The sequence below is a fragment of the Microbacterium sp. PAMC21962 genome (genome assembly GCF_019443465.1).
Taxonomy (GTDB): Bacteria; Actinomycetota; Actinomycetes; order Actinomycetales; family Microbacteriaceae; genus Microbacterium; species Microbacterium hominis.
Window position 1 is genome coordinate 250391 of record NZ_CP080381.1, and the last position, 17306, is coordinate 267696.

Below are 17306 nucleotides of genomic sequence, written 5' to 3' on the forward strand. Positions count from 1 at the left end.
TTGCTATCGTCACCGAGTGAGTATCGAGCAGTCCTGCGCGCCGGAACCCTCGGACGCGGGAACGAGCAGTACGGCGGGGGCCGTCGCGGCCGTCGTCAACCGACCCGACCACGTGAGGCCGCGCACCCTGGATGAGGTTGCGGCCCGGCTTCCGAGCGCACGTGTGACGGAGTCGGCGACCGTGACGGGGATCTCGCTGACGACCGCGTCGACCCGCGAGGGCGACCTCTTCCTCGCCCAGCCGGGAGCGCGCACCCACGGCGCACGCTTCGTGGCGGACGCGGTCGCCGCCGGCGCCGCCGCGGTGCTCACGGATGCCGAGGGAGCCGCGATCATCGCGGAGACACCCGGCCTGGACCAGCTCGCCCGCATCGTCGTCGACGAGCACCCGCGCCGGTTCCTCGGTGGGCTCGCCGCCTGGTTCTACGGGTACCCCGCGCAGGCGCTGAAGACCATCGGCATCACCGGCACGCAGGGGAAGACCTCGACGACCTATCTCGTGGACGCCGCGCGCGGCTCGGTCCGCAGCGGCGTGATCGGTTCGATGGGGACCCGCATCGACGGCGTCGCGGTGCCGTCCACGCTGACGACCCCGGAAGCTCCGCAGATGCAGGCCCTCTTGGCTCTCATGCGCGAGCGCGGGGTCGAGGTGGTGTCGTCGGAGGTGTCCAGCCACGCGATCACGATGAATCGGGTCGCCGGGCTCCACTTCGACGTCGGCGTGTTCCTCAACCTCGGTCACGACCACCGCGACTTCCACGGCACGCAGGAGGCCTACCTCCTGGCCAAGCGCGAGCTGCTGACGAGCGCGATGTCGGGTGTCGGCCTGGTGAACGTCGACGACCGCGCCGGCCGTCGCCTGCACGCCGACCCCGAGCTGCACACGCAGTCGTATTCGGTCACCGGCCGAGAGGCGGACTGGCGGGCGGTCGACGTCGAGCTCGGCCTGCACGGATCCTCCTTCACGGTCGTGGGGCCCGAGGGGCAGTCGGCCCGCTTCACGACGCCGATGGTCGGCGAGTTCAGCGTCAGCAACATCGTCGCCGCCGTAGCGGCGCTCGACATCGTCGGGCATCCGCTGTCGGCGTCGGTCGCGGGCATCGCGACGTTCACCGGCGTCGAGGGCCGCGTGCAGTTCGTGCCGGTCGACGCGCCCTTCCAGGTCGTCATCGACGCCGGTCACAAGCCCGAGGCGATCAACGCCCTCCTGCGCGCCATGCGCCCGCTCACTCCGGCGCGGATCATCACGGTGATCGGCTCCAACGGCAACCGCGACATGCACAAGCGGCCTCTCATGGGCCGGTTCGCGGCGATGGCCTCGGACATCGTGATCGTCACCGACGACAACCCGGCCGACGAGGATCCCGCGACGATCCGCCGCGCGGTGGTCGCGGGCACCCGGGGCTCGCGCGCACAGGTCTTCGACGTCGCGGGACGCGCCGAGGCGATCCACAAGGCGGTCGAGCTGGCGGAGGAGGGGGACCTGATCGCGATCGTCGGCAAGGGCGACGAGCGTCACCAGATCATGCGCGACGGCGTGATCGTCCCGCACAGCGACCCCGACGAGGTCGAGTGGGCCCTGCAGCGGCGGCGTGCCGCCGCGGCGGCCGCGGCATCCGAGGGCTGACCGTCCGGCGGTCGTCCGGCGTCGGGGGAGTGCCTCAGGGGCAGTGCGTCAGGGGCAGTGCATGAGGGGCTTCGGGCCGCTGCGGTCGAACGTGTGCTGCGACATCGGCGCTCCGCATAGCGGGCACGCGCGCTCGGCGCGGGGGGGCTCCGGCTCGACGTCGTAGGGGCCCACCGAGGCCGGTCCCGCGAAACGGATCAGGCGCGTGTTGAGGTACGTGTACCAGCCGCCGGCCTCGCGGACCCGCTCGCGCAGCGGAGGGCGATCCGGATCGTTTCGTGTCATGAAGATTAGTGTACTAACGATTCGACTAGACTGGCGGCGTGGATTCTCGCGACGACCTCCTGAAGCTGGAGAACCAGCTCTGCTTCGCGCTCGTGACGGCGGCCCGCAACGTCGTCTCGATCTATCGGCCCGTGCTCGAGCCCCTCGGCCTGACGCATCCCCAGTACCTCGTGATGCTCGCGCTGTGGGAGAGCTCACCGCGCTCGCTGAGCGCGCTGGCCGACGAGCTCGCGATGGAGCCCGCGACGCTCTCGCCGCTCGTCAAGCGTCTGGAGGCGCAGGGCAGGGTCTCGCGCACGCGCCGGGCGGATGACGAGCGCGTCCTCGAGATCGCGCTCACGGCCGAGGGGCGTGCCCTGCGCACCGAGGCCCTCGACGTTCCCGGGCAGATCATGGCACGGGTGGGGGTCGACGCCACCGAGCTCGCGGCGCTCCGCGACGGTCTCGCGCCGTTCGCGGGGCGTCGGATCGACTGAACCGGCTACGCCGACAGCGCACGTCGGATCCGGTGTCGGAGGCCCCACCTAGACTTGTGCGGTGCCCATCGTCCCTGTCGCCTCGTCGAAACTCAGCGTCCGCGGAGCCCGCGTCCACAACCTCAAGAACGTCGATCTGGACATCCCTCGGGACGCCCTCGTCGTCTTCACCGGGCTGTCCGGTTCGGGCAAATCGAGCCTCGCGTTCGACACGATCTTCGCGGAGGGTCAGCGCCGCTACGTCGAGTCGCTCAGCGCGTACGCGCGTCAGTTCCTCGGCCAGGTCGACCGTCCCGACGTCGACTTCATCGAGGGCTTGAGCCCCGCCGTCTCCATCGACCAGAAGTCGACCAACCGCAACCCCCGCTCGACCGTGGGCACGATCACGGAGATCCACGACTACATGCGCCTGCTCTGGGCGCGCATCGGCATCCCGCACTGTCCCGAGTGCGGCGCGCAGATCCAGCGGCAGACGGTGCAGCAGATCGCCGATCAGCTGATGGAGCTGCCGGAGCGCACGCGCTACCAGATCGTGGCGCCCGTCGTCTCGCAGAAGAAGGGCGAGTTCGTCGACCTCTTCAAGGAGTTGTCGGCCAAGGGCTACGCGCGCGCCGTCGTCGACGGCGACCTCATCCAGCTCGCCGAGCCGCCCACCCTCAAGAAGAGCTACAAGCACGACATCGCGGTCGTCGTCGACCGCCTCGTCGCGAGCCCCGACATCCTGGGCCGCATCACCGACTCGGTCGAGACGGCCCTCGGGCTGGCCGGCGGCATCGTCCAGGTCAACTTCGTCGACGAGGAGGGCGATGACGCCTGGGTGAGCTTCAGCGAGAAGCTCGCCTGTCCGAACGGCCACCCCCTGCAGCTCACGGAGATCGAACCGCGCACGTTCTCCTTCAACGCGCCCTTCGGCGCCTGCCCGGCGTGCTCCGGGCTCGGCACCCGGATGTCGGTCGACGTCGAGCTCATGCTCGGTGACGAGGACCTCTCGATCAACGAGGGCGTCATCATCCCGTGGACCACGCAGGGCAAGGGCCTCTACCAGTACTACGAGCGACTGCTCGTGGGTCTCGCCGACGACCTCGACTTCTCCCTCGACACCCCCTGGCGCGACCTCTCCACCGACGTGCAGGACGCGATCCTGCGCGGCGAGAACTACAAGGTCACCGTGAAGTGGCGCAACCGCTACGGCCGCGAGATGCGGTATTCCTCGGGCTTCGAGGGCGTGGTGCCGTACATCGAGCGGCAGTACACCCAGGCCGAGACCGACACGCAGCGTCAGCGATGGGCGGAGTACCTGCGCGAGGTGCCCTGCCCCGTCTGCCACGGCGACCGGCTCAAGCCCGAGGTGCTCGCCGTGCTCGTGCACGACCGCTCGATCGCCGACGCCTCGCGGATGAGCCTCGCGGAGGCGCAGGACTACTTCGCGCAGCTCGAGCTGACCGATCGTGAGTCCAAGATCGCCGCGGCCGTGCTGCGGGAGATCCGCGCCCGGTTGGACTTCCTGGTCCAGGTCGGACTGAACTACCTGAGCCTGGGCCGATCGGCCGGGTCGCTGTCGGGCGGCGAGGCGCAGCGCATCCGTCTCGCCACCCAGATCGGGTCGGGGCTGACCGGCGTCCTGTACGTCCTCGACGAGCCGTCGATCGGTCTGCACCAGCGCGACAACCGGCGCCTGATCGAGACCCTGGTCCGCCTGAAAGACCTGGGCAACACGCTGATCGTCGTCGAGCACGACGAGGAGACGGTCCACGCCTCGGACTGGGTCGTCGACATCGGACCGCGCGCCGGTGTGGACGGCGGCGAGGTCGTGCACTCCGGCCCCCTGGCCTCCCTGCTCGAGGAGGAACGATCCCTCACCGGCGCCTACCTGAGCGGCCGTCGGGCGATCGCGACCCCCAAGAAGCGCCGCAAGATCGACAAGAAGCGGATGCTGACCGTCGTCGGCGCGCGCGAGAACAACCTCCAGAACGTGACCGCGGAGTTCCCGCTCGGCGTCCTCACGGCGGTCACCGGCGTCAGCGGCTCCGGCAAGTCGACGCTGGTCAACGGCATCCTCTACGAGGTGCTCGCCACCAAGCTCAACGGCGCGCGTCGCGTGGCGGGCAAGCACACCCGCGTGACCGGGCTCGACAACCTCGACAAGGTCGTGCACGTCGACCAGGCGCCGATCGGCCGCACCCCGCGCTCGAACCCGGCGACCTACACGGGCGTCTTCGACCGCATCCGGACGCTGTTCAGCGAGACCCCCGAGGCGAAGGCCCGGGGCTACCAGCCGGGCCGGTTCAGCTTCAACGTCAAGGGCGGACGCTGCGAGGCGTGCTCCGGCGACGGCACGATCAAGATCGAGATGAACTTCCTGCCCGACGTCTACGTCGACTGCGAGGTCTGCCACGGCAAGCGGTACAACCGCGACACGCTCGCGGTGCACTACAAGGGCAAGAACATCGCCGAGGTGCTGGAGATGCCCATCTCCGAGGCCGCGGAGTTCTTCGAACCCATCCAGGCCATCCACCGCTTCCTGAAGACCCTCGTCGACGTCGGCCTCGGATACGTACGGCTGGGGCAGTCGGCCACCACCCTCTCCGGCGGTGAGGCGCAGCGGGTCAAGCTCGCCACCGAGCTCCAGCGGCGCTCGAACGGCCGCAGCATCTACGTGCTCGACGAGCCCACGACCGGACTGCACTTCGAGGACGTGTCGCGCCTGCTGCAGGTGCTCGGCGGGCTCGTCGACAAGGGCAACACGGTCGTCGTCATCGAGCACAACCTCGACGTGATCAAGTCGGCGGACTGGATCATCGACCTGGGGCCCGAGGGCGGATCGGGCGGCGGTCGCATCGTCGCCACGGGCACGCCCGAGCAGGTTGCCGGCGTCGAGGAGAGCCACACCGGCGCCTTCCTCGCGGAGATCCTGGCATCCGAGCGCGAGCGGGCCGGCGCCGCGGCGAAGGCTCGGGGGCCGGTGCGGAAGGCGGGCTGAGGTGGCGTCCGACCTGCCGTACAAGCCGCGGCCGGGAGAGATCCCGACCCAGCCCGGCGTGTACCGGTTCCGCGACGCCGACGGCCGCGTGCTGTACGTCGGCAAGGCGAAGAACCTCCGGGCGCGGCTGTCGAACTACTTCGCCCCGCTGCACACCCTCCACGAGCGCACGCGCCGGATGGTGCTGACCGCGGCATCCGTGGAGTGGACCGTCGTCGCCAGCGACGTCGAGTCGTTGCAGCTCGAGTACATGTGGATCCAGGAGTTCTCGCCTCCGTTCAACGTGCGCTACAAGGACGACAAGTCCTACCCGTACATGGCGATCACGCTGGCCGACGAGGCGCCCCGCGTCATCGTGACCCGCAATCGGCGCATCCCCGGAGCGCGCTACTTCGGGCCCTATCCGAAGGTGTGGGCGGTGCACGACACCATCGATCTGATGATCAAGGTGTTCCCGATCCGCACCTGCTCCGACGCCTCGTACAAGAAGGCGATGGCCACCGGGCGGCCGTGCTTCCCCGGGCAGATCGGTCGGTGCGGGGGCCCCTGCTCGATGAAGGTGACGATCGAGGAGCACCGGGCGATCGTCGACGACTTCGTCGCGTTCCTGTCCGGCGGAGACCAGCGGTTCGCGCGCGAGCTGACCGCCCGCATGCGCGAGGCCTCGGCGGAGATGGACTACGAGTCCGCGGCGCTCTACCGCGATCGTCTCCAGGCGATCGACGCCGTCCTCAGCCGCAGCTCGCTCGTGCTCGCGGAGGACACGGACGCCGACCTGTTCGGCATCGCCGAAGACGAGTTGTCGGCCGCCGTGCAGCACTTCGTCGTGCGCGGCGGCCGGGTGCGGGGTGTGCGCGCCACGACGATCGACAAGGAGCTCGACATCTCGGGCGCCGACCTCGTCGACCAGGTGGTGCAGCGCACCTACGGCTCCGCGACGGCGGCGGACATCCCGCGGCAGGTGCTGGTGCCGACGCTGCCCGACGACGCCGCCGACCTCGAGCAGTGGCTGCAGGAGCGTCGGGGCAAGCGGGTCACCCTCCAGGTCGCGCAGCGCGGTCGCAAGGCCGATCTCATGCGGACGGCGACGCTCAACGCGCAGCAGGCGCTCCTGCTGCACAAGACCCGCCGCACGTCCGACTACACGGCGCGCACGAAGGCCCTCACCGATCTGCAGATCGCGCTCGGGATGGACGAGGCGCCGCTGCGCATCGAGTGCTACGACGTGTCGCACCTGTCCGGCACGAACGTGGTCGCCTCCATGGTCGTCTTCGAGGATGGTCTGCCGAGGAAGGACCAGTACCGATCGTTCGGCGTTCCCGAGACCACGGACGACACCGACTCGCTCTACCAGGTGCTGACTCGTCGGCTCGCCCACATCGACCGCGACGAGGCGCTGCCGGATGCCGCCACGGTCGCCGTGGAGGGCGACCCGGATGCCGATCCGGACGCCCCCGTCGTCACGGAGCGCAAGCGTCCGCGCTTCGCCTACCGCCCGCAGCTACTCGTGGTCGACGGCGGCGCGCCGCAGGTCGCGGCGGCGGCGCGGGCGCTCGAGGATGCCGGGCACACCGAGATCGCCCTGTGCGGCATCGCGAAGCGGCTCGAGGAGATCTGGCTGCCGGGGGAGGACTACCCCGTGATCCTGCCGCGCACCTCCGAGGCGCTCTACCTCCTGCAGCGCCTGCGAGACGAGGCCCATCGCTTCGCGATCACGCACCAGCGCAAGCGTCGCAAGCGCGACATCTCGACCGTGCTCGGTGAGGTGCCGGGACTCGGTGACGCGCGCATCAAGGCCCTGCTGCGTCACTTCGGCTCCGTCACCGCGCTGAGCGCCGCGACGGCCGACGAGATGACCGCCCTACCCGGCATCGGGCCGAAGCTCGCGGCGGCGATCGAGCAGCGCCTCGCGAATCGATAGGCTGTTCGTATCCGGATCGGCATGCGATCAGTCCTGGGGAGTGCACGTGGCAGATGACCAGCCCGCCGGCGAGGTGCTGATCGTCACGGGCATGTCCGGTGCCGGTCGCACGACCGCGGCCAACGCCCTCGAAGACCTCGACTGGTACGTCGTCGACAACCTCCCGCCCCAGATGCTGGGGCCGCTGCTCGAACTCACCGAGATGGCCGGCGGGGCGCTGCCGAAGCTCGCGGCGGTCGTCGATGTGCGCGGCCGCGACCTCTTCCAGGCGTTGCCGGCGGTCACCAGCGCCCTGCGCGCGGGTCGTCAGCTGCGCGTGCTGTTCCTCGACGCGGGCGACGACGTGCTCGTGCGCCGATTCGAGTCGGTCCGGCGCCCGCATCCGCTGCAGGGCGACGGCACGATCCTCGACGGCATCCAGCGCGAGCGCGAGCGGCTGGCGGTCATCCGCGAGAGCGCCGACGTCATCATCGACACGAGCGCGATGAACATCCACCAGCTGGCGAACCGCGTCGTCGACCTCTTCAGCGAGGAGGGCGCGGCGCGGCACACGATCACCGTCATGAGCTTCGGTTTCAAGTACGGCCTCCCCACCGACGTCGACCTCGTCGCCGACATGCGTTTTCTGCCGAACCCGTTCTGGATCCCGGAGCTGAAGGGGCACACCGGCGAGGAGGAGCCCGTGCGCGACTACGTGCTCGCGCAGGAGGGCGCGCGCGAGTTCATCGACGCGTACGCGACGGCCCTGCGCCCCGTCCTCGCGGGCTACCAGCGCGAGAACAAGCGCCACTCCGTTATCGCCGTCGGGTGCACGGGCGGCAAGCACCGCTCGGTCGTGACGGCGATCGAGCTGGCCGACCGCCTGTCGCAGGTGCCGGGTGTGGCCGTACGGGTGAAGCATCGCGACCTCGGTCGCGAGTAGGCTGGATGTTTGTCCCCGCCCCCCGAACGAAGGATCGCCGTGTCGCCGACCGTTGACGTGAAGTCCGAGCTGGCCGCGGTCCGCGACCCTCGTCCCACGGCGCGGGTGGCCGAACTCACCGCGATCCTGCGCTTCTCCGGCGGCCTGCACTCGATCGCGGGACGCGTGGCCGTGGAGGCCGAGCTCGAGACGGATCCGCTCGCCCGTCGCGTCGCTCGCGACATCATGGAGCTGTACGGCGTGCGCCCCGAGCTGCACCGCGTGCAGGCCTCGGGCGGCCGCGCCGGCGGGCACTTCGCCGTGCGCGTCATCGAGGGCGGCGAGACCCTCGCCCGACAGACGGGACTGCTCGACGCGCGCCGTCGCCCGGTGCGCGGCCTGCCCAACAAGCTCACCACGGGGGCGCGCCACGACCTCGCGGCGGTCTGGCGCGGCGCGTTCCTGGCCAGCGGCACCCTCTCCGACCCCGGACGCTCGGCGGCGCTCGAGATCGCCTGCCCCTCCGGCGAGGCGGCCATGGCGCTCGTCGGCGCCGGCCATCGCATCGGCATCGCGGCGAAGGCCCGCGAGGTCCGCGGCGTTCCCCGGGTCGTCGTCCGCGACGGCGAGGCGATCCGTATCGCCCTGGCCGAGATGGGTGCCGTGCGCACCGCCCAGGCCTGGGAGGAGATGCGTCAGCGCCGCGAGGTGCGCGCCGGCGTCAACCGTCTGGTCAACTTCGACGATGCCAACCTGCGTCGTTCCGCGCAGGCGGCCGTCGCGGCCTGCGCCCGCGTCGAGCGCGCACTGGAGATCCTGGGAGACGACGTCCCCGAGCATCTGCGCGAGGCGGGGGAGCTGCGGCTGTCCCACCGCGACGCGAGCCTCGACGAGCTCGGCCACCACGCCGACCCCCCGCTGACGAAGGATGCCGTCGCCGGCCGGATCCGGCGTCTGCTCGCGATGGCCGACAAGAAGGCCGTGAGCACCGGCATCCCCGGTACGGACTCCGCCGTGCCCGAGGGCCTCGAGGACTGACCCCCGCGTCACGGGGCGCGTGCGCGGCGGTACACGTCGGTCGCGGTGGGAACAACCCCCTGCCGGCAGTGTTGCACCTCAATAGGATGGCAATGTCCCATCGCCGCAGCGCAGTTGCGGCGCCGACGACAGGAAGAAGAGAACATGGCGATCTACACGCTGCCCGACCTCCCCTACGACTTCGCAGCCCTCGAACCGCACATCAGCGGCAAGATCATGCAGCTCCACCACGACAAGCACCACCAGGCGTACGTCACGGGAGCCAACACGGCGCTCGAGCAGCTGGCGGAGGCCCGCGAGAGCGGCAACCTGGCCAACGTGAACAAGCTCGAGAAGGACCTCGCGTTCAACCTCGGAGGCCACGTCAACCACTCGATCTTCTGGACCAACCTGGCGCCCGCGAACGACGGCGGCGGCGGACAGCCGGAGGGCGAGCTGAAGGCCGCGATCGAGGAGTTCTTCGGCGGCTTCGAGAAGTTCCAGGCGCACTTCACGGCCGCCGCGACCGGCATCCAGGGCTCCGGCTGGGCGGTGCTGAGCTGGGACCCGATCGGCGAGCAGCTGATCATCCAGCAGCTCTTCGACCAGCAGTCCAACACGGCGCAGGGCACCGTCCCGATCTTCCAGCTCGACATGTGGGAGCACGCCTTCTACCTCGACTACCTCAACGTCAAGGCGGACTACGTCAAGGCCGTGTGGAACATCGCGAACTGGGGCAACGTCGCAGAGCGCTTTTCGACGGCGCGCGAGAAGACGGCCGGACTGCTCAAGTAGTAGTCTCATGACCAGGTGAGGATGCCGGGTCCCTCCCGGCGACGGGCAGGTGACCCGGCATCCTTTTTCCTTCACACACCAAGTTCGCGACTGGCGCGTCGAAACGCCGTCGCCGTCGCGACATGAACCGGGAGACAACGTGTCTGTCAAGATCGGAATCAACGGCTTCGGCCGTATCGGCCGCAACTTCCTCCGTGCCGCGCTCGAGCAGGGGGCTGACCTCGACATCGTGGCGGTGAACGACCTCACCGACAACAAGACCCTCGCCCACCTGCTGAAGTACGACTCCGTCGGCGGCCGCCTCGACGCGGAGGTCTCGTACGACGCCGACTCCATCACCGTCAACGGCAAGGCCATCAAGGTCTTCGAAGAGCGTGACCCGGCGAACCTCCCCTGGGGCGAGCTCGGTGTCGACATCGTCATCGAGTCGACCGGCCGCTTCACCAAGGCCGCCGATGCCAAGAAGCACCTCGACGGCGGCGCCAAGAAGGTCATCATCTCGGCCCCCGGCACGGATGTCGACGGCACCTTCGTCATGGGCGTCAACGACGGCGAGTACGACTCGGCGACGATGAACATCATCTCCAACGCGTCGTGCACCACGAACTGCCTCGCGCCGCTGGCCAAGGTCTTCAACGACAACTTCGGCATCGAGCGCGGCTTCATGATGACCGCGCACGCCTACACGGCCGACCAGAACCTGCAGGACGGCCCGCACAGCGACCTGCACCGTGCGCGCGCCGCCGCGATCAACATCGTCCCGGCCTCGACGGGTGCCGCCAAGGCCATCGGCCTCGTGCTGCCCGAGCTCAACGGCAAGCTGAGCGGCTCGTCGTACCGCGTGCCGGTTCCCACCGGCTCGATCGTCGACCTCACGATCATCACGCCCACCGAGGGCCTGACCGCCGAGGTCATCAACGCGGCCTACAAGAAGGCTGCCGCGGAGGGCGAGCTCGTCGGCTACCTCAAGTACAACGAGGACGCCATCGTCTCCAGCGACATCCAGCTCGACCCGCACTCGTCGGTGTTCGACGCGGGCCAGACGAACGTCTCGGGCAACCTCGTCAAGGTCTCGTCGTGGTACGACAACGAGTGGGGCTACTCGAACCGCCTCGTCGACCTCACCGAGCTCGTCGCCGACAAGCTCTGAGGCTTCGCCATGGCTTTGCGCACCCTTGCATCCCTCGGGTCGCTGGCCGGTAAGCGCGTCATCGTCCGTGTTGACTTCAACGTCCCTCTGAAGGACGGCGTCATCACGGACGATGGCCGTATCCGGGCGGCTCTTCCGACCCTCAACGAGCTCATCAACCAGGGGGCGCGGGTCATCGCGTGCTCCCACCTCGGACGCCCCGACGGCGCGCCCGACGCCAAGTACAGCCTCGAGCCGGTCGCCCAGCGCCTGTCGGAGCTGCTCGGAAAGCCGGTCGTGTTCGCGCGCGACACGGTGGGCACCTCCGCACAGGAGGCCGTCGCGGCCCTCGAGGACGGCGATGTCACCGTCATCGAGAACCTGCGGTTCAACCCGGGGGAGACGGCGAAGGACGACGCCGAGCGTCGTGCGTTCGCGGAGGAGCTCGCCGCTCTGGGCGACGCCCTCGTCTCCGACGGCTTCGGAGTCGTCCACCGCAAGCAGGCGTCGGTCTACGACCTCGCCGAGCTGCTGCCCTCCGCGGCCGGGTACCTCATCGAGAAGGAGGTCGACGTCCTCGACCGCCTGACCGAGAACCCCGAGCGTCCCTACGCCGTCGTGCTCGGCGGCTCCAAGGTGAGCGACAAGCTGGGTGTCATCGCGCACCTCCTCCCGCGCGCGGACAAGATCCTCGTCGGCGGCGGCATGCTCTTCACCTTCCTCGCGGCCCAGGGGCACAAGGTCGGCAAGAGCCTGCTCGAGACCGACCAGATCGAGACCGTGAAGGGCTACATCGCGGATGCCGCCGCGCGCGGCGTCGAGCTGATCCTCCCGGTCGACGCGGTCATGGCGTCGGGCTTCGCGGCCGACGCCGACCACGTGGTCGCTGCCGCCGACGCGCTGGAGGACACCCCCTTCGGCGCCGACGGCATGGGCCTGGACATCGGTCCGCGCACGGCGGAGATCTTCGCCGACGCGATCCGCAGCGCGAAGACCGTGTTCTGGAACGGCCCGATGGGCGTGTTCGAGATGCCGGCGTTCGCTGCCGGTACCAAGACGGTCGCCCAGGCGCTCACCGAGGTCGACGGCCTGTCCGTCGTCGGCGGTGGCGACTCGGCCGCGGCCGTGCGTCAGCTCGGTTTCGCGGACGACCAGTTCGGTCACATCTCGACCGGCGGCGGCGCGAGCCTGGAGTTCCTGGAGGGCAAGAAGCTCCCCGGGCTGGAGATCCTCGGATGGGAGAGCTGATGGCGCGCACACCGCTCATCGCCGGCAACTGGAAGATGAACCTCGACCACCTGCAGGCGGTCGCGTTCGTGCAGAAGCTGCACTGGACGTTGAAGGACGCCGGACACGAGGACGGCTCGGTGGAGGTCGCGGTCTTCCCGCCCTTCACCGACATCCGCACCGTGCAGACGCTGCTGGACGCCGACAAGATCCCGTTCGCGCTCGGCGCGCAGGACCTGTCGACGCACGACTCCGGCGCCTACACCGGAGAGGTGTCCGGCGCGTTCCTGAGCAAGCTGGCCTGCCGCTACGTCATCATCGGGCACTCCGAGCGTCGCGAGTACCACCACGAGAGCGACGCCATCGTCGCCGCCAAGGTGCAGGCTGCGCTCAAGCACGGTCTGGTCCCCGTGATCTGCGTGGGCGAGACGCTCGAGCAGCGCGAGGAGTCGGGGCCGACGGCCGTGTCCGTCGCTCAGCTGCGGGCCGCGCTGGAGGGCGTGCCGGCCGATGCCGACATCGTCGTGGCGTACGAGCCCGTGTGGGCCATCGGCACCGGACAGGTGGCGTCTCCCGAGCAGGCTCAGGAGGTGTGCGTCGCGCTGCGCGGCGTGCTCGCCGAGGTGCTCGGCGCGGATGCCGCCGCTCGCACGCGCGTGCTGTACGGCGGGTCGGTGAAGTCGGGCAACATCGCCAGCTTCATGCGCGAGCCCGACGTCGACGGCGCGCTGGTGGGTGGTGCGAGCCTCGTCGCGGACGAGTTCGCGGCCATCATCCGCTACCAGAAGCACGTCGGCGTCTGACGCCGTCCGACGCGCTTCGCTCTGCGTTTCGACGCGCTTCGCTCTGCGTTTCGACTCGCTTCGCTCGCTCAACGACCGGTGGGGGCGACCCCCCGGTCGTTGGGCGGGCACCGCGGGGTGCGAGCCGAAACGCAGGTATACTCGACCCTTGTGCGCCCGACGACGCGGGCGCCGCGAAAGGCTTCATCGACTGTGGACATCCTCGAGTTCGTGCTGCAGGTGCTGCTGGGCATCACCAGCCTCCTGCTGACCCTCCTGATCCTGCTGCACAAGGGACGCGGCGGCGGTCTGTCGGACATGTTCGGCGGCGGCATGAGCTCTGCTCTCGGGTCGTCCGGTCTCGCTGAGCGCAACCTGAACCGCTTCACGGTCGTGCTCGCACTCGTCTGGTTCGTCGCGATCGTCGCGCTCGGACTCATCACCAAGTTCCAGGGGCTCTGATGGCAACGGGCGGAAACGCTATTCGCGGCACTCGTGTGGGTGCCGGTCCGATGGGTGAGCAGGACCACGGTCACCACGCCGACCGTATCGCCGTGTCGTATTGGGACGCGCTCGGCAACGAGACCGTGCGCTACTTCGCCGCGGGCATCGCCGAGGAGGAGATCCCCGAGGTCATCGACTCCCCGCACTCCGGGCTTCCCGCGGGGCGCGACAAGGAGAACCCTCCGGCGCTCGCGAAGACCGAGCCCTACAAGACGCATCTCGCGTACGTGAAGGAGCGGCGCACCGAGGAAGAGGCCGACGCCCTCCTCGACGACGCCCTCCAGCAGCTGCGCGAGCGCCGCGGCCAGGCCTGATCGCGGCGGCCGCCTCCGCCGACGTGTCCGCGAGGACGGCGTCCGCTCAGAAGTCCTGGTCGATCAGTTCGGCGGGCACGTTCGCGGCGGCGGCGTCGTCGACGAAGAACACCGTCTTCTTGCGCCCCTTCGCCCCGGCGGCGGGCACCGTCTCGTAGCTGGCGCCGGCGAGGGCGAGGCCCAGGGCCGCCGCCTTGTCGGTGCCCGAGACGACCAGCCACACGCAGCGTGCCGAGTTGATCACCGGTCGCGTCATCGTCACACGCACCGCCGGCGGCTTCGGCGCGTCGCGTACGGCCACCGCGGTGCGGTCGGTCACCTGGATCTCGCCGCGGTCGGGGAACAGCGAGGCGATGTGACCGTCGGAGCCGACCCCGAGGAAGCACACATAGAACTCTGGCCACGCGTGCTCGTCGGTGCCGAAGCGCGCGAGCTCGTCGGCGTACGCGGATGCCGCGGCATCCGCGTCGGGAGCGTCGCCGCTCGCCGCGATCGCGTGGACGTTCGCCGCGGGGACGTCGATGCGCGCGAGGAGCGCCTCGCGCGCCGCGCGCTCGTGGCGCTCGGGATCGTCGGCCGCCGCGAAGACCTCATCGCCCCACCAGACGTGCACGTGCGACCAGTCCACGTCCGCCCGTCGGGGGCTCGCGCCGGCCGCGCGCAGCACAGCGGTGCCGATCTGACCGCCGGCGAGGGCGATGTGGGTGGTCTTGCCGGCCGCCGAGCGGCGCGCCAGGCGCGCCAGCAGGCGGTCGGCGACGGCGGCGGCGAGCGTCGGAGCGTCCGGACTGATCACGACCCGTTTCTCGGTCCACATCTGCGCCATCGGAACTCCTAGGACTCGGTCGTGGTCGGGGGCCCCAGCAGCTCCCAGCCCTCCGTGATCACTCGACCATACAGGAGGTCGGGATCGAGCCGACGCAGCTCCTCGGCGAGGCATTCGCGGAGCGTGCGGCGCGGCAGGACGATGTCGTGCGAGGGCTGTCCGGGTTGCGTCAGCGTCGCGTCGATGTCGTTCGTCCGCTCGAGGACGATGTCTCCCGTCGCGCGCACGAGACGCACCTTCTGGATGCCGTGCTCCCACTCCTCGGGGGCCGAATAGCGCCACTGCACGGGGACGTCGAGCTTCAGCCGCAGCCACGCGGCGAGCAGCCCCGTCGACGGCGAGCTGCCGGCGCCGACGACCTCCACGGCCGTCACCGGCTCGTAGGGCGGCTGGTCGAGCACGGCGGCGAGCTGCTCGCGCCAGTGCGTGAGCCGGGTCCAGGCGAGGTCCGTGTCTCCGGGTGCGTACGAGGGCCCGAGACGCGAGAGACGATCCTTCGCGTAGGGCTTGGTCGACGCATCCGTGATGCGCCGCTGCGCCATCCGGCCGATGTCGGACGCCGCAGGCTCGGCGGGCGGGAAGTCGGGCCACCAGGCGACGACCGGGGCGTCGGGCAGTAGCAGACCCGTGACGAGTCCCTCCTGGTTGGTCGCGACGTCGCCGCGGGCGCGCAGCACGACCACCTCGCTGGCCCCGGCATCCCCGCCGACGCGGATCTGCGCGTCGAGCTTGGCGTCGCCCTCGGGGTCGGCGATGAGCACGATGACGCGCATCGGGTGCTCACGGGAGGCGTCGTTCGCGGCCTCGATGGCCTCCTCGTGCAGGCCGTGGGTCGTCACGATCACGAGCGTCAGCACGCGGCCGAGCGCGACCGCGCCACCCTCCTCCCGCACGCTCACGAGCGAGCGGGCGATCTTCGACACGGTGGTGTCGGGCAGGTCGACGATCACGGGCGCCTCCAGACGCGGCCATCACGGGCCAGGAGTTCATCGGCGGACGGGGGGCCCCACGAACCGGGGGAGTACTGCTCGAGAGGTCCGCCCTGCTGGGTCCAGTACTCCTCGACCGGGTCGAGGATCTTCCAGGAGAGCTCGACCTCCTCGTGGCGCGGGAACAGCGGCGGGTCGCCGAGCAGGACGTCGAGGATGAGGCGCTCGTACGCCTCCGGGCTCGACTCGGTGAACGCGTGGCCGTAGCCGAAGTCCATCGTGACGTCGCGTACCTCGTTGCCCGCGCCCGGCACCTTCGATCCGAACCGGATCGTCACGCCCTCGTCGGGCTGCACCCGGATGACGAGCGCGTTCTGGCCGAGCTCGAGCGTCTGGTTGCGCTGGAAGAGCAGCTGCGGAGCGCGCTTGAAGACGACGGCGATCTCCGTGACGCGGCGCCCGAGGCGCTTGCCCGTGCGCAGGTAGAACGGCACTCCCGCCCAGCGCCGCGTGCCGATCTCGAGCTTGATGGCGGCGTACGTCTCGGTGGTCGAGGCGGGGTTCATGCCGTCCTCCTCGAGGAAGGCGGTGACCTTCTCGCCGCCCTGCCAGCCGCCGCCGTACTGCCCGCGGGCGGTGGCGGTCGACAGGTCCTCCGGCAGCCGGACGGCGGCCAGCACCTTCTCCTTCTCGGCGCGCAGGTCCTTCGCGTCCATGGAGATCGGCTCCTCCATGGCGGTCAGCGCCAGCAGCTGCAGGAGGTGGTTCTGGATGACGTCGCGTGCCGCGCCGATGCCGTCGTAGTAGCCCGCGCGGCCGCCGACGCCGATGTCCTCGGCCATCGTGATCTGCACGTGGTCGACGTAGTTGGCGTTCCAGATCGGCTCGTACAGCTCGTTGGCGAAGCGCAGCGCGAGGATGTTCTGCACCGTCTCCTTGCCGAGGTAGTGGTCGATGCGGAAGATCGAGTCGGCCGGGAAGGCGACCTCGAGTGCGGCGTTCAGCTCACGCGCCGTCTGCAGGTCGCTGCCGAACGGCTTCTCGATGACGACGCGACGCCACGCGTCGGGGTTGTTGGACCGGTCGTCGACCAGTCCGGAGTCCTTCAGTTGCTTCGCGACGATGGGGAAGTCGCGCGGCGGGATCGAGAGGTAGAACGCGTGGTTGCCCATGGTGCCGCGTTCGACGTCGAGCTTCTCGACCGTCTCGCGCAGCCGGCGGAACGCGTCGTCGTCGCCGAACTCGCCGGAGACGAAGCGGATGCCCTGCAGCAGCTGCTTCCACGTCTCCTCACGGAACGGCGTGCGCGCGTGCTGGCGGACGGCGTCGTGGACGACGTTCGCGAAGTCCTGGTCCTCCCAGTCGCGGCGCGCGAAGCCGACGAGGGCGAACCCCGGCGGCAGGAGCCCGCGATTGGCGAGGTCGTAGACGGCGGGCATGAGCTTCTTGCGCGACAAGTCGCCCGTCACGCCGAAGATCACGAGCGCGCTCGGTCCGGCGATGCGATTGAGGCGTCGGTCATCGGGGTCGCGGAGCGGGTTGTGCTCGCGCGAGATCTCGGCAGTCATCGGGAAAAGACTCCTCCTGGGCCGC

General features: G+C 70.0%; 16 protein-coding genes. 12 read left to right on the forward strand and 4 right to left on the reverse strand.

All coding sequences use genetic code 11. The features are described from left to right. The first annotated feature begins 16 nt into the window (after positions 1-16). The gene (locus KY498_RS01170) at positions 17-1627 is read left to right on the forward strand and encodes a UDP-N-acetylmuramoyl-L-alanyl-D-glutamate--2,6-diaminopimelate ligase (protein ID WP_191008678.1); all 1611 of its coding nucleotides are present in this window, start codon (positions 17-19) and stop codon (positions 1625-1627) included. A 48-nt stretch (positions 1628-1675) separates the two neighbouring features. Here the strand turns inward: KY498_RS01170 and KY498_RS01175 are convergent, their stop codons facing one another. After that, on the reverse strand, positions 1676-1912 hold the full coding sequence (locus KY498_RS01175) for a hypothetical protein (RefSeq protein ID WP_191008677.1): 237 nt from the start codon (positions 1910-1912) through the stop codon (positions 1676-1678). Positions 1913-1950: 38 nt separating this feature from the next. Here KY498_RS01175 and KY498_RS01180 point away from each other — a divergent pair, with 38 nt between their 5' ends. The 11 genes from KY498_RS01180 (at position 1951) to KY498_RS01230 (ending at position 13958) form a co-directional block, all read left to right on the forward strand. After that, positions 1951-2388 (forward strand): MarR family winged helix-turn-helix transcriptional regulator, encoded by a 438-nt coding sequence (locus KY498_RS01180; protein WP_101306459.1) that lies wholly within the window; start codon positions 1951-1953, stop codon positions 2386-2388. Between the two features lie 61 nt (positions 2389-2449). Beyond that, positions 2450-5368: an excinuclease ABC subunit UvrA gene (uvrA, locus tag KY498_RS01185; RefSeq protein WP_191008676.1), complete on the forward strand. Its 2919-nt coding sequence runs from the start codon at positions 2450-2452 to the stop codon at positions 5366-5368. 1 nt (position 5369) lies between these two features. Beyond that, positions 5370-7289 carry an excinuclease ABC subunit UvrC gene (gene uvrC / locus KY498_RS01190; protein WP_191008675.1) on the forward strand — a complete coding sequence of 640 codons (1920 nt, stop codon included), beginning with the start codon at positions 5370-5372 and terminating at the stop codon, positions 7287-7289. Between the two features lie 91 nt (positions 7290-7380). Continuing rightward, complete coding sequence (rapZ, locus tag KY498_RS01195) at positions 7381-8211, forward strand: RNase adapter RapZ (RefSeq protein ID WP_375140954.1); 831 nt, start codon at positions 7381-7383, stop codon at positions 8209-8211. Positions 8212-8250: 39 nt separating this feature from the next. After that, entirely contained in the window at positions 8251-9228 is a 978-nt protein-coding gene (whiA, locus tag KY498_RS01200; RefSeq protein ID WP_060958709.1) for a DNA-binding protein WhiA, read from the forward strand. A gap of 144 nt (positions 9229-9372) precedes the next feature. Further along, the gene (locus tag KY498_RS01205; protein ID WP_060958708.1) at positions 9373-10002 is read left to right on the forward strand and encodes a superoxide dismutase; all 630 of its coding nucleotides are present in this window, start codon (positions 9373-9375) and stop codon (positions 10000-10002) included. A 139-nt stretch (positions 10003-10141) separates the two neighbouring features. Then, positions 10142-11152 carry a type I glyceraldehyde-3-phosphate dehydrogenase gene (gene gap / locus KY498_RS01210; RefSeq protein ID WP_060958707.1) on the forward strand — a complete coding sequence of 337 codons (1011 nt, stop codon included), beginning with the start codon at positions 10142-10144 and terminating at the stop codon, positions 11150-11152. 9 nt (positions 11153-11161) lie between these two features. Then, a complete protein-coding gene (locus KY498_RS01215; protein ID WP_060958706.1) occupies positions 11162-12379 on the forward strand; it encodes a phosphoglycerate kinase in 1218 nt (405 codons plus the stop codon). Continuing rightward, on the forward strand, positions 12379-13161 hold the full coding sequence (gene tpiA, locus KY498_RS01220; RefSeq protein WP_223848940.1) for a triose-phosphate isomerase: 783 nt from the start codon (positions 12379-12381) through the stop codon (positions 13159-13161). Before KY498_RS01215 ends, tpiA begins: the two co-directional genes overlap by 1 nt. Positions 13162-13353: 192 nt before the next feature. After that, a complete protein-coding gene (gene secG, locus KY498_RS01225) occupies positions 13354-13602 on the forward strand; it encodes a preprotein translocase subunit SecG (RefSeq protein WP_060958704.1) in 249 nt (82 codons plus the stop codon). Next, entirely contained in the window at positions 13602-13958 is a 357-nt protein-coding gene (locus KY498_RS01230) for an RNA polymerase-binding protein RbpA (RefSeq protein ID WP_060958703.1), read from the forward strand. Before secG ends, KY498_RS01230 begins: the two co-directional genes overlap by 1 nt. A 46-nt stretch (positions 13959-14004) precedes the next feature. On the opposite strand, the gene pgl is transcribed toward KY498_RS01230, so the two are convergent. The 3 genes from pgl to zwf are packed head-to-tail and all read right to left on the reverse strand — an operon-like array spanning position 14005 to position 17281. Further along, a complete protein-coding gene (gene pgl / locus KY498_RS01235; RefSeq protein WP_060958702.1) occupies positions 14005-14784 on the reverse strand; it encodes a 6-phosphogluconolactonase in 780 nt (259 codons plus the stop codon). An 8-nt stretch (positions 14785-14792) separates the two neighbouring features. Then, the gene (locus KY498_RS01240) at positions 14793-15734 is read right to left on the reverse strand and encodes a glucose-6-phosphate dehydrogenase assembly protein OpcA (protein WP_060958701.1); all 942 of its coding nucleotides are present in this window, start codon (positions 15732-15734) and stop codon (positions 14793-14795) included. Beyond that, positions 15731-17281: a glucose-6-phosphate dehydrogenase gene (gene zwf, locus KY498_RS01245; protein WP_060958700.1), complete on the reverse strand. Its 1551-nt coding sequence runs from the start codon at positions 17279-17281 to the stop codon at positions 15731-15733. The genes KY498_RS01240 and zwf overlap by 4 nt, the downstream gene beginning before the upstream one ends. Positions 17282-17306: the final 25 nt, after the last annotated feature.

Bases quoted from the DNA above. Each gene is read 5' to 3' on its own strand.
- KY498_RS01205 (WP_060958708.1), top strand. From the start codon at position 9,373: ATGGCGATCTACACGCTGCCCGACCTCCCCTACGACTTCGCAGCCCTC.
- KY498_RS01230 (WP_060958703.1), top strand. From the start codon at position 13,602: ATGGCAACGGGCGGAAACGCTATTCGCGGCACTCGTGTGGGTGCCGGT.
- rapZ (WP_375140954.1), top strand. From the start codon at position 7,381: ATGTCCGGTGCCGGTCGCACGACCGCGGCCAACGCCCTCGAAGACCTC.
- KY498_RS01215 (WP_060958706.1), top strand. From the start codon at position 11,162: ATGGCTTTGCGCACCCTTGCATCCCTCGGGTCGCTGGCCGGTAAGCGC.
- KY498_RS01175 (WP_191008677.1), bottom strand. From the start codon at position 1,912: ATGACACGAAACGATCCGGATCGCCCTCCGCTGCGCGAGCGGGTCCGC.
- tpiA (WP_223848940.1), top strand. From the start codon at position 12,379: ATGGCGCGCACACCGCTCATCGCCGGCAACTGGAAGATGAACCTCGAC.
- pgl (WP_060958702.1), bottom strand. From the start codon at position 14,784: ATGGCGCAGATGTGGACCGAGAAACGGGTCGTGATCAGTCCGGACGCT.
- zwf (WP_060958700.1), bottom strand. From the start codon at position 17,281: ATGACTGCCGAGATCTCGCGCGAGCACAACCCGCTCCGCGACCCCGAT.